This is a genomic window from Cellulomonas sp. WB94 (assembly GCF_003115775.1).
In the GTDB taxonomy this organism is placed as follows: Bacteria; Actinomycetota; Actinomycetes; order Actinomycetales; family Cellulomonadaceae; genus Cellulomonas_A.
The window spans coordinates 1,710,300-1,724,898 of sequence record NZ_QEES01000002.1; the positions used below are offsets into that span (position 1 = coordinate 1,710,300).

Annotated in this window: 11 protein-coding genes and 1 pseudogene; 9 read left to right on the forward strand and 3 right to left on the reverse strand. The window is 71.5% G+C overall.

The genetic code is table 11. From position 1 onward, the window contains the following. The first annotated feature begins 6 nt into the window (after positions 1-6). The 4 genes from DDP54_RS09030 (at position 7) to DDP54_RS09045 (ending at position 3,366) form a co-directional block, all read left to right on the forward strand. Positions 7-1,002, forward strand: coding sequence for a DnaJ C-terminal domain-containing protein (locus DDP54_RS09030; RefSeq protein ID WP_109131462.1), 996 nt, complete (start codon positions 7-9; stop codon positions 1,000-1,002). A gap of 17 nt (positions 1,003-1,019) precedes the next feature. Continuing rightward, on the forward strand, positions 1,020-1,451 hold the full coding sequence (locus DDP54_RS09035; protein ID WP_109131463.1) for a helix-turn-helix transcriptional regulator: 432 nt from the start codon (positions 1,020-1,022) through the stop codon (positions 1,449-1,451). 71 nt (positions 1,452-1,522) lie between these two features. Beyond that, positions 1,523-2,506, forward strand: coding sequence for an ATP-binding cassette domain-containing protein (locus DDP54_RS09040; RefSeq protein ID WP_109132467.1), 984 nt, complete (start codon positions 1,523-1,525; stop codon positions 2,504-2,506). Further along, the gene (locus tag DDP54_RS09045) at positions 2,506-3,366 is read left to right on the forward strand and encodes an ABC transporter permease (protein WP_109132468.1); all 861 of its coding nucleotides are present in this window, start codon (positions 2,506-2,508) and stop codon (positions 3,364-3,366) included. The genes DDP54_RS09040 and DDP54_RS09045 overlap by 1 nt, the downstream gene beginning before the upstream one ends. Here the strand turns inward: DDP54_RS09045 and DDP54_RS09050 are convergent. Continuing rightward, positions 3,363-6,668 carry a BTAD domain-containing putative transcriptional regulator gene (locus tag DDP54_RS09050; RefSeq protein ID WP_109131464.1) on the reverse strand — a complete coding sequence of 1,102 codons (3,306 nt, stop codon included), beginning with the start codon at positions 6,666-6,668 and terminating at the stop codon, positions 3,363-3,365. The two genes, DDP54_RS09045 and DDP54_RS09050, sit on opposite strands and share 4 nt — an antisense overlap. Before the next feature lie 375 nt (positions 6,669-7,043). On the opposite strand from DDP54_RS09050, the gene nrdH reads away from it, so the two are divergent. The 4 genes from nrdH (at position 7,044) to nrdF (ending at position 10,970) form a co-directional block, all read left to right on the forward strand. Beyond that, entirely contained in the window at positions 7,044-7,289 is a 246-nt protein-coding gene (nrdH, locus tag DDP54_RS09055) for a glutaredoxin-like protein NrdH (RefSeq protein WP_109131465.1), read from the forward strand. Between the two features lie 114 nt (positions 7,290-7,403). After that, on the forward strand, positions 7,404-7,805 hold the full coding sequence (gene nrdI / locus DDP54_RS09060) for a class Ib ribonucleoside-diphosphate reductase assembly flavoprotein NrdI (RefSeq protein WP_109131466.1): 402 nt from the start codon (positions 7,404-7,406) through the stop codon (positions 7,803-7,805). Positions 7,806-7,828: 23 nt separating this feature from the next. Beyond that, entirely contained in the window at positions 7,829-9,934 is a 2,106-nt protein-coding gene (nrdE, locus tag DDP54_RS09065) for a class 1b ribonucleoside-diphosphate reductase subunit alpha (RefSeq protein ID WP_109132469.1), read from the forward strand. Between the two features lie 61 nt (positions 9,935-9,995). Beyond that, complete coding sequence (gene nrdF, locus DDP54_RS09070; protein WP_109132470.1) at positions 9,996-10,970, forward strand: class 1b ribonucleoside-diphosphate reductase subunit beta; 975 nt, start codon at positions 9,996-9,998, stop codon at positions 10,968-10,970. 59 nt (positions 10,971-11,029) lie between these two features. Here the strand turns inward: nrdF and DDP54_RS09075 are convergent, their stop codons facing one another. Both DDP54_RS09075 and DDP54_RS18185 read right to left on the reverse strand, forming a co-directional pair. Next, on the reverse strand, positions 11,030-11,815 hold the full coding sequence (locus DDP54_RS09075) for a phosphotransferase (protein WP_109131467.1): 786 nt from the start codon (positions 11,813-11,815) through the stop codon (positions 11,030-11,032). 116 nt (positions 11,816-11,931) lie between these two features. Continuing rightward, entirely contained in the window at positions 11,932-12,702 is a 771-nt protein-coding gene (locus DDP54_RS18185) for a hypothetical protein (protein ID WP_109131468.1), read from the reverse strand. Between the two features lie 204 nt (positions 12,703-12,906). Here DDP54_RS18185 and DDP54_RS18615 point away from each other — a divergent pair. Further along, positions 12,907-13,596 (forward strand): annotated as a pseudogene (locus DDP54_RS18615) (sigma-70 family RNA polymerase sigma factor); the annotation flags it as partial. Between the last annotated feature and the right edge of the window lie 1,003 nt (positions 13,597-14,599).

The window sequence follows — 14,599 nt, forward strand, 5'->3', positions numbered from 1 at the left end:
GGCGCCGTGAGCGGCCAGGACTGGCTCGAGAAGGACTTCTACGCCGTGCTCGGCGTCCCCAAGGACGCCGATGCACCGACGATCAAGAAGGCCTACCGCAAGCTCGCGCGCAACATGCACCCGGACCACAACCCGGGTGACGCCAAGGCCGAGGCGAAGTTCAAAGAGGTCGGCGAGGCCTACGCGGTCCTCTCCGACCCCGAGCAGCGGCAGCAGTACGACCAGCTGCGCGCCATGGCCGGGGGCCCGCGGTTCGCCGCGGGTCCCGGCGGCGCGGGCGGTGGCGCCGGGTTCGAGGACCTGTTCGGCGGGCTGTTCGGCGGCGGGCAGGGCCAGGGTCCGCGCGTCCGGTACCAGCAGACCGGTGGCGGCCAGGCGGGCGGCTTCGACGACATCCTCGGCGGGCTGTTCGGCGGTGGTGGCGGTGGCGGGTTCGGTCAGCAGCGCGGGCCGCGTCCCGGCGCGGACCTGTCGGCCGTCACGACGCTGCCGTTCCGGCAGGCCGCCGAGGGCTCGACGATCACGCTCGGCGTCGAGGGGCGCTCGGTCACGGCACGCATCCCCGCGGGGGTGCGCGACGGGCAGAAGATCCGGCTGCGCGGCAAGGGCCGTCCCGGCGACCCCGGGGCGCCCGCGGGCGACCTGGAGATCACGGTGCGGGTCACGCCGCACCCGGTCTTCACGCTCGAGGGGACCAACCTGCGCGTGACCGTCCCGGTGGCGTTCGACGAGGCTGCGCTCGGCGCCCAGATCGACGTCCCGACGCTCGACGGCGGAACCGTCCGGGTCAAGGTGCCCGAGGGCACGCCGTCGGGTCGGACCCTGCGCGTCAAGGGCAAGGGCGTGACGACACCGAAGGGCGCGGGCGATTTGCTCGTGACCGTGCAGGTCGTCGTGCCGCAGCGGCTGACCCCGGCCGCGCGTGAGGCCGTGCAGGCGTTCGGGATCGCGACGTCGGGCGAGGACGTCCGCGCCGACCTGCTCGCGCGGGCGAAGGTCTGAGCGGGAGCGTGCGAGGCATGGTGTCCGACGACGCGCCGGTCTACGTGATCTCGGTCGCGGCCGAGCTCGCCGGCATGCACCCGCAGACCCTGCGGCAGTACGACCGGTTGGGCATCGTCTCGCCCGGTCGTGCCCGCGGGCGCGGGCGGCGCTACTCGTTGCGGGACATCGCGAACCTGCGCGAGGTCCAGCGGCTGTCGCACGACGAGGGCATCAACCTCGCGGGCATCAAGCGCATCCTCGCGCTCGAGGGCGAGGTCGAGCAGCTGATGCGGCAGGTCGAGTACCTGCGCGCGTTCGCCGAGCCGGGCCGCCGCATCTTCACGGCCGACCCCACGGGTGACGTCGTGGCGGTCCGGCGTTCCGAGCGGCGCACCGTGCGGCCCGTGCGGGGTGAGCTGCCGTCCCACCGTGGCTCCCTCATCCTGTGGCGGCCCACCCCCCGCTGAACGACCTGCCGCTGACCCACCGCGCGATGCCGTGTCGGTGGCGTGTCGACGGGTGCCTGCATCGTCGAGGCATGACACACGACCTGGTGATCGAGGCTCACGGCCTCGTCAAGCACTTCGGCCGGACGAAGGCCCTGCAGGGCGTCGACCTGGCTGTCCGTCGCGGGACCGTTCTCGGCGTGCTCGGCCCCAACGGGGCGGGCAAGACGACCGCGGTCCGCATCCTCGCGACGCTCCTGACCCCCGATGCGGGCAGCGCGCGCGTCGCGGGCTTCGACGTCGCCAAGAACCCCGAGAAGGTCCGGCAGCGGATCGGCCTGACCGGGCAGTACGCCTCGGTCGACGAGGACCTTACGGGCCGGCAGAACCTCGCGCTCATCGGCGCGCTGCTCGACCTGTCCCGCCCGGCGGCGCGTGCTCGGGCCGCCGAGCTGCTCGAGTGGTTCGACCTGACCGAGGCCGCCGACCGCCCCGCCAAGACGTTCTCGGGCGGCATGCGCCGGCGCCTCGACCTCGCGGCGAGCCTCGTCGGGCACCCCGAGATCATCTTCCTCGACGAGCCGACGACCGGGCTCGACCCGGCCAAGCGCGAGGGCATGTGGGACGTCGTCCGGTCGCTCGTGGCCGAGGGCTCGACCGTCCTCCTCACGACCCAGTACCTCGAGGAGGCCGACGCGCTCGCGGACGAGATCACGGTGATCGACCACGGCCGCGTCATCGCGCACGACACCCCCGACGGGCTCAAGCGCATCGTCGGCGGCCAGACGCTCGAGGTCCGACCCACGGACCCGGCACGTCTTGCCGAGACCGCGGCCATCCTCGGCCGGGTCTCGACCGCCGGTGCCGCCGACGAGCCTCGGCGCGGCGTGCTCGCCGTCCCCGTGTCCGACGACACCGCGCTGGGAGCCACCGTCGAGCGCCTCGCGTCCGCGGGGATCGGCGTGACCGAGCTCGCGCTGCACCTGCCCAGCCTCGACGACGTCTTCTTCAGCCTCACGGGCCGTCCTCAGCACGACGACGAGTCCGCCACCCCGACCACGAAGGAGGCCGCGTGATGTCCACCGTCACCCGCGCACCCGCACCCGTCCCATCCGTCCCCGCTCACCCGCTGCCGACCGTCCCGATGCGGGAGCACGCCCTGGGTGCGTCACCGCGCCCGTTCCCGCTCGTCCGGCACTCGCTCTCGCTCGCCAAGCGGAGCCTGATCAAGACGTGGCGCACGCCCGAGGCGCTCATCGACGTCACGCTGCAGCCGGCGATCTTCCTCGTGATCTTCGTCTACATCTTCGGCGGCGCCGTCGCCGGCTCGACCCACGACTACCTGCAGTTCCTGCTCCCCGGGATCCTCGGCCAGACGATCGCCCAGGCGGCGATCATGATCGGCGTCAACCTCAACACCGACCTGGAGAAGGGGATCTTCGACCGGTTCCGGTCGCTGCCGATCCCGCGGTCGGCGCCGCTCGTCGGCGCGGTGCTCGGTGACGTCGTGCGGTACGTCATCGTCACGATGTCGACGCTCCTCGTGGGGTACGCGATGGGCTTCCGCATCGGCACCAACGTCCTGAGCATGGTCGGCGGGTGCCTGCTCGCCGTGGCCTTCGCGCTCAGCCTGAGCTGGGTGTCGGTCTTCGTCGGGATGAAGGCCCGCACGTCAGGCGCCGTCCAGGGGATCATGTTCCTGCTGATCATGCCGCTGAGCTTCGCCTCGAGCGTGTTCGTCGGCACCGGGTCGCTGCCCGGCTGGATGCAGGGGTTCGTCCGCGTCAACCCGCTGACCCACCTCGTCGACGCGATGCGCGGGCTGTTCCTCGGCGGCCCCGTGGCAGGTCCCGTGCTGTGGACGCTCACGTGGTGCGCGGGGCTCCTGGTGGTCTTCGTGCCGCTCGCGATGCGCGCCTACCGCCGCCGCGTCTAGGTGCCCGACGACGGCGCCGAGGTGACCGTGCCGTGCTCGCCGCTCAGCATCGCGGTGAGCCGGGCGGTCACCTCGGCGCTCGTCAGCGCCTCGGCCCGCGTGCGAAGCCCGGCCCGCGACGCGTCGTCGCCCAGCGCGATCGCGAGCGCACCCTCGGAGCTCCCGAAGAGCATCGCGTTGTGCGACCCGAGGCGCATCGCGAGCGACCAGAGCTCTCTGGCCCGCTCGTCGTCGCCGAGGTACGCGGCCAGCTCGGCGTACCCGAGCGCGATGGTGCTCGCGACAGGCACGTCGTGCGTCGCGAGCGCGTCGGGCAGGGCGCCGGCGAGCAGCGCGATGCCCTCGCGCACCGCGGCCGGGCGCCCCGAGCGGATCCGCATCCGGGCGGCAGCACCCTGGTACACGACCCGGGCCTGCGGGGCGCCCGGCCGCGAGTCGGTGGTCATCGCGACTGCCTCGTCGGCGCGTGCAATGGCGTCGTCCCACCGTCCGCCCGCGGCATCGAGCGCGGCGAGACCGCTGAGCGCCTGCGCGCGCGTGCTCACGTCGTGCGCGCCGGACACGACGACCTCCTCGAGGGCGGGACGTGCGTCGATGTCGCCCCTGACAGCGGCGTTGACGACCCGGGCGACGGCGATCGACCGGGCGTCCTGCGCGGCCCCGATGAGCTCGAAGTTCTCCTGCGCGACGACGAGCCAGGGATCGGGATCCGTCCCACCCGGGCCGCTCTTCCAGAGCCCGAGCCCCTGCGCCGCGATCGCCATGCCCCAGTGGTTGCCGGTCTCCTCGAACTGGTCGAACGCGGCGCGCGCGTCCTCGAGGGCTCCGGCGATCTCGCCCAGGTTCTCCCGCGAGCCTGACCGCAGGAGGAATCCGAGGCCGCGGAGGCGGGGGTCGTCGTCGTCGATCAGCTTCGCGGTTGCGGGCGTGAGTGACGAGGGGTCGAGCGAGACGGAGGCGCGCAGCACGTCGTTCAGTGCGAGCAGCAGCGACCTGACGCCGTGCGAGAGCCGGTCAGGGTGCTGGGTCAGGACGCGTGCCGCGGCCCGGCGGCCGAGCACGAGTGTGCGCAGGTCGCCCGCGATGCCGCCGCTGAGCACCGCCAGGAGAGCGACCGTCGCGATGTCGTCGGGTGCCGGCGTGTCGTCGTCGCGGGTTCCTTGTCCCGTCGCAGAGCGCGTGCGTACCGCAGCCGACGCGCCCCGCGCCGCCGAGTCGCCCTGGAGCACGAGGCGGGCCCAGGTCAATGCCTCGGCGTGGAGCCCCCGCGCGCTCCAGGAGAGCAGCAGCGCCGCACCGATCGCGTACGCCTCACGCTCGTGGTCCTCGGCGACCGCCCAGCGCAGCGCCTCCATGAGCGTCTCCTGGTCGGCCGTGAGGCCGGCGAGCGCGTCGAGCTGCCCCGCGCCCGCGAGCCGTCGGCCGTGAGCGCTCGCCGTGGCCGCCGCCCAGGACGCGAGCCGCGCCATCACCGCGGTGCGGCCCGCGTCGGTGCCGAGCCGGGCCGCGCCGTACTCGCGCACGGTCTCGAGCATCCGGTAGCGAGCACCGCCGGTCTGGGGGCCGGAGTCCTCGAGCGTGAGGAGCGAGTGCTCGACGAGCGTCGCGAGGCCTCGTCGCACGTCCGAGCCCGGGCCCGCCGGGTCGACGGCGACCGCCTCGGCTGCGTCGGCGGTGAACGGCGCGGGGAAGACCGACAGGGTCGCGAGGAGGGCGCGGTCGTCGGCTGCGAGCAGCGTCCAGCTCCAGTCGACCATCGCCCAGAGCCCGGCGTGCTGGTCGGGGAGGCCCCGCAGCGCGTCGTCGAGCAGGCCGAACCGGTCGACGACGCCCGCGAGCACGTCGTCGAGCGGCATGGTGCGCAGGCGCGCGGCGGCGAGCTCGATCGCGAGCGGGAGGTGGTCCAGGCGTCGGCACAGCTCGAGCGCGGTCTCCGGGTCCCAGGCGAGCGTGGGTCGCCCGGCGCGCGCCCGGGTCTCGAGGAGCCCCACGGCGACGTCGTCCGGCAGCGCGAGCACCGGGTGGACCCGCTCGCCCGCGACGCCGAGCGCGGACCGGCTCGTCGCCAGGACGTGCAGGTCGGCCGGTGCGGCAGCGAGCAGACCGGCGACGGCCGTCGCTGCGCCGTCGAGCACCTGCTCGCAGTTGTCCAGGACGAGCAGCCCGTGCACGTCGGCGACCGCACGGCGCAGCCGGTCCTCGGGGGTCAGCATGCGGCGCACCTGCGGTCGCTCGGCGTCCGACGTCGACTCGGAGGCGCCGAGCGCGGTCAGCAGTGCCGGGAGGACCTCGTCGGAGTCCCGCAGCCCGGCGAGCTCGACCGCGTGGACGTCCTCGCCGCGGGCGCCCGCACGCCTCGCGAGCTCGAGCGCGAGCCGGGTCTTGCCGGCGCCACCGACGGCGACGAGCGTGACGAGCGGCTCGCGCGCGAGCTCGTCCTCGATCTGCTGGAGGTCGCCCTCCCGCCCGACGAGCGTCGTCAGCGCGCGGCGCCACGCGGCGGGGGTGCGCGCCTGGTGCGGCTCGGGTACGGCCGGGGTGGCCGACGGGTTCGCGGCCGGCCCAGGGGAGGCCAGCTCCCCCCGCAGGAGCGCGAGGTGCACCGCAGCGACGACGGGCGACGGGTCCGTCCCGTACTGCTCGGCGAGCTCGGACCGGAGCTGGTCGATGACGTGGAGCGCCTCGGCGTCCCGCCCCTGGGCGGCGAGCGCCCGGACGAGCAGCGCGACGAGCGGCTCGTCGGGCGGGGTCCGCAGCGCGAGCGCGCGCAGGTCGTCGAGCGCGCCGACCTCGCCCGTCGCGAGCTCGGCCTCGGTCCGCAGCGCGACGACGTCGGCGAGCAGCCGGGCGGTCCGCGCCGCGACCTGGCCGTCCGCGAGGGAGCCCACCGTGGCGTTGCTCGCCCAGGCCGAGGCGGCTGCGGCGGGGTCGTCGAAGAGCGCCCGTGCGGCACGCGCGGCGTCAAGGGCTGTGCTCGGGGAGCCCGCGCCGAGATCACGTCGTCCGCGCGAGAGGAGCGCCTCCGCCTCGAGGACGTCGACCGTGAGGCCGTCGAGCGGCAGGCGGTAGCCCTCGGTCGCTGTGACGACCGCAAGCCCGGCGCGACGCGCGCGCGCGACGAGGGCCTGCAGCGCGCCGACCCCGTCGTCGGGCGGTGAGCCGTGCCACACCGACTCCACGAGCGACGCGTGCGGGACGACCCGCCCCCGCGCGTCGACGAGCGCGCGCACGAGGTCGGAGAGCCGTTGCCCGCGCACGGCCGTGCCGTCCACCGCGAGGCTCCCCAGGACCGTGATCTGCACGCGCCCAGCATCGCGTACGCGCACCGGATGCGGATCCGACGCGGCGCGCCGGGGCGTCGGACGGACGACGCGCGGGACGAATCGGACGGGCAGCCGCGACCCGGCTGTGGAGGGTGTTGTGGACGGTGGTGTGAACCGCCTGTGGACGGCCATGAACGTCCAGGTCCGGGGCTCTGTCAGTGCCTCGAGATACGCTCGGTTATCCACAGAGGGTGAAAAACGACACTGCTGTAACACTAGGAGTTGTGGTGAGGTGCATGTCCGACCACTAGGTGTAGTGTCATCTCTCATCCGCAGCGGGGGCATGCGGACCTGAACATGGATGACTGACACCACGAAGAACCACCATCAACTCACTGACTCGGGGGAGCCACGATGACGATCACGGTCTACAGCAAGCCGTCCTGCGTGCAGTGCAGCGCGACGTACCGCGCCATGGACAAGCTGGGCTTCGACTACGAGGTCGTCGACATCAGCCAGGACTCCGACGCCCGTGACTACGTCATGTCGCTCGGTCACCTGCAGGCTCCCGTCGTCGTCGCCGACGGTCACCACTGGTCGGGCTACCGGCCGGACCAGATCAAGGCGCTCGCCGAGCGCATGGCCGTCGCCGTCGCCTGACCGTCGCCGGCGCCCGGCCGCACCCGCGGCCCGGCGCCGCACAGCCCGACCCGCTCCCACGGCGTCACCTGGGCCCGAGAACCACTGAACCGTCCGAGACTCGGGGGCAGCAACATGAGCTCACTTGTCTACTTCTCCAGCGTCTCGGAGAACACGCGCCGGTTCGTCGAGCGGCTCGGGTTCGACGCGCACCGGATCCCGCTGACCCCCAAGCAGCCCTTCCTGAAGGTCCATGAGCCGTACGTCCTGGTGGTCCCCACCTACGGCGGCGGCAACGAAGGCGGCGCCGTCCCGCGGCAGGTCGTCAAGTTCCTCAACGACGAGGACAACAGATCACACCTCCGCGGCGTCATCGCGGCAGGCAACACCAACTTCGGAGCGGCGTACTGCATCGCGGGAGACATCGTCGCCGCGAAGTGCCAGGTCCCGTACCTGTACGCCTTCGAGCTCCTGGGAACGAACGAGGACGTCATCCGCGTCCGCGAAGGATTGAGGACATTTTGGCAGCGACAGTGACCGACCCCGGCGTGACGACGCAGATGGACTACCACTCGCTCAACGCGATGCTCAACCTCTACGGCCCGGACGGCAAGATCCAGTTCGACAAGGACCGTGAGGCCGCGCGGCAGTACTTCCTGCAGCACGTCAACCAGAACACCGTCTTCTTCCACGACCTCGCGGAGAAGCTCGAGTACCTGGTCGAGAACAAGTACTACGAGCCCGCGATCCTCGCCAAGTACGACGCCGCGTTCATCAAGAGCCTGTTCGAGCACGCGTACTCGAAGAAGTTCCGGTTCCAGACGTTCCTCGGCGCGTTCAAGTACTACACGTCGTACACGCTCAAGACGTTCGACGGGAAGCGCTACCTCGAGCGCTTCGAGGACCGCGTCTGCATGGTCGCCCTCACGCTTGCCGACGGCGACCAGGACGTCGCGATCTCGATCGTCGACGAGATCATCTCGGGCCGGTTCCAGCCCGCGACCCCGACCTTCCTCAACTCGGGCAAGGCGCAGCGCGGCGAGGCCGTCTCCTGCTTCCTGCTCCGCATCGAGGACAACATGGAGTCCATCGCGCGCGGCATCAACTCCGCGCTGCAGCTCTCCAAGCGCGGCGGCGGCGTCGCGCTGCTCCTGAGCAACATCCGCGAGCACGGTGCGCCGATCAAGCACATCGAGAACCAGTCGTCCGGCGTCATCCCCGTGATGAAGCTCCTCGAAGACTCCTTCTCGTACGCGAACCAGCTCGGCGCGCGTCAGGGCGCCGGCGCGGTGTACCTGCACGCGCACCACCCCGACATCATGCGGTTCCTCGACACGAAGCGTGAGAACGCCGACGAGAAGATCCGCATCAAGACGCTGTCCCTCGGCGTCGTCATCCCCGACATCACGTTCGAGCTCGCCCGCAAGAACGAGCCGATGTACCTGTTCTCGCCGTACGACGTCGAGCGGGTCTACGGCGTGTCGTTCGCGGACATCTCGGTGTCCGAGAAGTACCACGAGATGGTCGACGACGCGCGGATCCACAAGACGCGGATCGACGCGCGCGAGTTCTTCCAGACGCTCGCCGAGCTGCAGTTCGAGTCCGGCTACCCGTACCTCATGTTCGAGGACACGGTGAACAAGGCCAACCCCATCAAGGGGAAGATCACGCACTCGAACCTGTGCTCCGAGATCCTCCAGGTCTCGACGCCGTCGACGTACAACGAGGACCTGTCGTACAGCCACGTCGGCCGCGACATCTCCTGCAACCTCGGCTCGATGAACATCGCGCTCGCGATGGACTCGCCCGACTTCGGCCGCACCGTCGAGGTCGCGATCCGTGCCCTCACCGCGGTCTCGGACCAGACGAGCATCGAGTCGGTCCCGTCCGTCAAGCGGGCCAACGCCGGCGGCCACGCGATCGGCCTCGGGCAGATGAACCTGCACGGCTACCTGGCGCGCGAGCGCGTGCACTACGGGTCCGCCGAGGGCCTCGACTTCACGAACATGTACTTCTACACGGTCGCGTACCACGCGATCCGTGCGTCGAACCGGCTCGCGATCGAGCGGAACAAGGCGTTCGACGGCTTCGAGGACTCGACGTACGCGACGGGTGCCTACTTCGAGAAGTACGTGTCCCGGACCTGGGAGCCCAAGACGGCGAAGGTGCGTGAGCTGTTCGAGAAGGCCGGTGTCGCGATCCCGACGCAGGACGACTGGACGGCGCTGTCGGCGTCCGTCCAGGCGCATGGCCTGTACAACCAGAACCTCCAGGCCGTCCCCCCGACGGGCTCGATCTCCTACATCAACCACTCGACGTCGTCGATCCACCCGGTCGCCTCGAAGATCGAGATCCGCAAGGAGGGCAAGATCGGGCGTGTCTACTACCCGGCGCCCTTCCTGACGAACGACAACCTCGAGTACTACGACGACGCGTACGAGATCGGCTACGAGAAGATCATCGACACGTACGCCGAGGCCACCCAGCACGTCGACCAGGGCCTGTCCCTGACGCTGTTCTTCAAGGACACCGTGACGACGCGCGACATCAACAAGGCGCAGATCTACGCGTGGCGCAAGGGCATCAAGACGCTCTACTACATCCGCCTGCGCCAGCAGGCGCTCGAGGGCACCGAGGTGGAGGGCTGCGTCTCGTGCATGCTCTGAGCGGAGCGCATGCTGGGTGCAGGACCGCGGTGCGGTGGGCCACGACGACGACGGAGAAGTGATGCACGAGAAGCTCAAGCTGGTCAGCAGTGTCCAGGCCATCAACTGGAACCGTCTCGAGGACGACAAGGACGCCGAGGTCTGGGACCGCCTGGTCGGCAACTTCTGGATCCCCGAGAAGATCCCGCTGTCCAACGACATCCAGTCGTGGGGGACGCTGACCCCGCAGGAGCAGCAGCTCACGACGCGGGTGTTCACGGGTCTGACGCTCCTGGACACCATCCAGGGGACGGTCGGCGCGGTGAGCCTGATCCCCGACGCGATCACGCCTCACGAGGAGGCGGTGTACACCAACATCGCGTTCATGGAGTCGGTGCACGCGAAGTCGTACTCGTCGATCTTCTCGACGCTCAACACGACGCCCGAGATCGACGACGCGTTCCGCTGGTCGGAGGAGAACCCCAACCTCCAGCGCAAGGCTGAGATCGTCATGCAGTACTACCGCGGCGACGACCCGCTCAAGCGCAAGGTCGCGTCGACCCTGCTCGAGTCGTTCCTGTTCTACTCGGGCTTCTACCTGCCCATGTACTGGTCGAGCCGCGCAAAGCTCACCAACACGGCCGACCTCATCCGCCTGATCATCCGCGACGAGGCCGTGCACGGGTACTACATCGGCTACAAGTTCCAGAAGGGCCTCGAGAAGGTCTCCGAGGCCGAGCGAGCCTCGATCAAGGAGTACACGTTCGAGCTGCTCTTCGAGCTGTACGACAACGAGGTGGAGTACACCCAGGACCTCTACGACGGTGTCGGCCTGACCGAGGACGTCAAGAAGTTCCTGCGCTACAACGCCAACAAGGCGCTCATGAACCTCGGCTACGAGGCGCTGTTCCCGCGCGACGAGACGGACGTCAACCCGGCGATCCTCTCGGCGCTGAGCCCCAACGCCGACGAGAACCACGACTTCTTCTCGGGGTCCGGCTCGTCGTACGTCATCGGCAAGGCCGTCAACACCGAGGACGAGGACTGGGACTTCTGACGCCCTGACCTTCTGACCACGGAGAGCCGGACTGTGCAGCTGCGGTCCGGCTCTCTGGTTCAGGTGTGCCGGACCGACTCGGCGAAGTGCTGCACGAGCTCGGCCGCGACGGGCACGAGGTCCCGCTCACCGATCACCAGGCTCGGGTCGCACGACCGCATCCTCGACGCCTCGGCGAGGGCCGGCAGCGGATCGACGCCGGCGTCCGCCAGGAAGGCCGCGAGCACAGCCCGCGCTGCCTCCGAGTACTCCCCGCCGGCGTCGGCCGCCACCTCCGCGATGACCAGAGCGGTCATGGCGACGTCGAGGGCCGCACTGCCCGCGCGGGCGTTCACCCAGTCCACGACGGAAGGGCCGTGGGCCTCGGTGAGCACGACGTTCGCCGGGTGGAGGTCCAGGTGGACGACCACCTCACCGAGCCGGGCGGGCCGTCCTGGTAGGTCGATCGCCGGGATCGCGTGGAGCCGCGCGTGGAGCTCCGCGAGGATCCGGGCCGCCTCGCGCACGCTGGTCTGGTCGGCTGCGAGCGACTGGAGCAGGGTCGGGCCGTGGAGCCACTCCATCTCGAGGTCGGGACCCTCGGCGCGGTACACGAGCGGAGCCGGGAACCCGTGCGCCGTGACGTGCCGGACGATGCTCGCCTCGATCGCTGTGCTCCGCCCCGAGCGGTTACGCCGCAGGACGCGCTGCTCGTCGAGAGCGAAGACGTCGGCGTCACGACCGGACGCGACCGAAGGGCCATGGACGACGAGCGGCCAGAGTTCAGCAGCCGGTTCGTCGCGCGACCCGGCCGCCGAGTGATCGCCGCGACCACCGTTGCGATGGGCGAGTCCCCTGATCCCCATGAACAGACGTTAACCGCGTTCGCGGCATATGTCCCGCCGTCGGCGGATGTCCTTGTCGCCTCAGGATCGGCTGCTGTCGTGCAGAACAGCTGCGCCCCAGGTCGGGGCCGCGAGCGTCAGCGGGAGAGCTCGGTCAGCAGCTGGACGGCGCGCTCGTGCGTGCCCGGGAGGGCCTCGACCCAGAGCCGCGGCGGCTGACGCAGGAGGTCCTCGACCTGGAGCAGCCGGGCCTGGTGGGCGACGTGGACCTGGACGGCTCTGACCTGTGCGCCGAGACTCGGGCCGCGTTCGGTGAGGATGGCGAACAGTCCGCCGCCCAAGGTCGCCATCGGGTGGCCGACCCCGTACGCGTCCCGCAGCGCCGAGCCGACGGCGGCCGAGCGAGCCATGCGGGTCCACGGCGAGACCTCCGCGGCGGCCACGTCGACGAGCAGGAGGCAGTGCGTCAGGTCCGCGGCGGACCGTGCGCGTCCGGCCACGCCGTACGTCTCGGCCAGGCGGGTGCCGAGGAAGTCCCTGGTCGGAAGGCCGGACTCGGGATCGACGCACGAGCCGGAGGACGGAACGCCGGCCTGCGCCTCGGCCCAGCCCTCGCAGAGCGCGCGGACGACGGCGAGCGGCGGCTCGGTGGGGCCGGTCGACCGGTACAGGCACGCGAGGTCGTCGATGGTCTCGGAGATGCCGACGCCGTCGAACCCGCGGACCGCGCCGAGGCGTTCGGCGGCGCTCGACGCGTCGGCGCCTGTGAGCACGGCCTCGACGAGAGCGTCGACGGCAGGGTGATACCAGTCGGACGGCCGGAGCCACACCGACTGCTCACTCTGGTGCCGCCAGCTCTCGCGAAGACTCGGCGGGAGCGCGGGGATGCCCGGTCGCAGTGTGTCCACGACAGATGAGAGGGGCGTTCGACCAGATCGTGACGCGTGTTTGGACACTTCATTGCACGAATGCTTCGCGCCGGGTACATGCGGGGAATCGTCCGGATGTGGCACCCTGAGGGCGACGGCGACCGATTCGTCGGAATGCGTGCCGCATCCCCGGCTCGGATGCTGTGCGCCGCACAGCGGTCGAGCGCTGGCGAGGAGGGGTGAGTGTCGAGCAACGCGCAGGTCGCCGGTGCGATCCTCAGCGACGCCGAGCTGATCACGGCCGCCCGCTCCGGTGACTCCAGCGCGTTCGGCCAGCTCTACGAGCGGCACGCCGGTGCGGCGTGGGCCGTCGCCCGGCAGTACACGAACTCGCAGGCGGACGCCGAGGACGTCGTCGCCGACGCGTTCACGAAGGTGTGGACGGTGGTCTCGGGCGGGGGCGGCCCCGACGTCGCGTTCCGTGCCTACCTGTTCACCGTCATCCGCCGCCTCGGGATGCTCCGCGTCGAAGGCGGCCGCCGCGTCACCCCGACCGACGACGCCGCGACGTTCGAGGCCGCGTTCGGCGACCAGGAGTCGACCGAGAACCCCGCCCTGGCCGGGTTCGAGCGGGGCCTCGTCGCCCGGGCGTTCCGCACGCTTCCCGAACGCTGGCAGGCCGCGCTCTGGTACACCGAGGTCGAGTCGCTCACCCCGGCGCAGATCGCCCCGCTCCTCGGGCTGACCGCCAACGGCGTCGCGGCGCTGGCCTACCGTGCGCGCGAGGGTCTGCGGCAGGCGTACCTCCAGATGCACCTGCAGCAGCCGCTCGACCTGGGCTGTCGCGACGTCGCGGGCAAGCTCGGGTCCTACGTGCGCGGCGGGCTCGCCCGTCGCGAGATCGCGCAGGTCGACGAGCACCTCGAGTCGTGCGGCCGTTGCCGCGCCCTCGTTCTCGAGCTCGGCGACGTCAGCCACGGCATGCGCGGCGTCATCGCACCGCTCGTCCTCGGCGTCCTCGGCCTCGGCGCGCTCACCCATCCGCTGCCCGTCGGTGGCGGGATCGCTGCAGGTCTCGCTGCGCTCGGCCACGGCTCCTCGGCCGGCGGCGGTGCGGGAGCCGGTGCCGGGGCGGGTGCTGGAGCTGGAGCTGGTGCGCAAGGCGTGGGTTCCGGTGCGGCTGCCGGGGGTGGTGCGGGGGCCTCCGGTGCAGCGAGCACGGGCGCCGTCGCCACCGTCGGTCCGGGCGCAACGGTCGGCGCAGGGGCCAGCGCAGGGGCAGGTGCGGCCGCCGGCACCGGCGCCCTGGCCGCCGTCGGTTCGACCGCTGCGACCGGCGGCCTCGCGGCATTCCTGGGATCGCTGCCGATCGGGATCGTCGCGGCTGCGGCTGCTGTGGTCGTCGCCGGGGCCGCCGGAGTCGCGGGTCTCCTCGGGGTGTTCTCCGCCGGGGTGCCCGACGCCGCACCGCCACCCGAGGCCGTCGCCATGAGCACGCAGTCGCCCGAGCCAACCGGGACGGCGTCGGACCTCGCGCCGACGACGACGCCGACCGACGGGCCGACCGACAGCCCCACGGTCAACCCCACCGACGCCGCCGTCCTCGCCCCGGCCGGCATCCCGACCGACGCCGCCACGCCGCTCCCGACCTCCATCCCGTCCGGCACCACAGGCACTGGCACCGGGTCGGTCGTGGTTCCCCAGCCGACCTCCGACGCGACGGCGCCCGCGGTCGTCGACCCGGTCGTACCGGCACCGGTCGTGCCCGACCCGGTCGCGACGTCGACGCCGGCGCCGACCACGGATCCCGTCGTCCCCGGGGCTCCGGCCTTCCAGCTCGTGACGGCGCCGCTCGCCCTCTCTGCGCAGGCCGCCGCGCAGTCCGTGAGCCTGACGGTGACGAACTCCGGCACCGCTAACGCCATCGATCTCACCG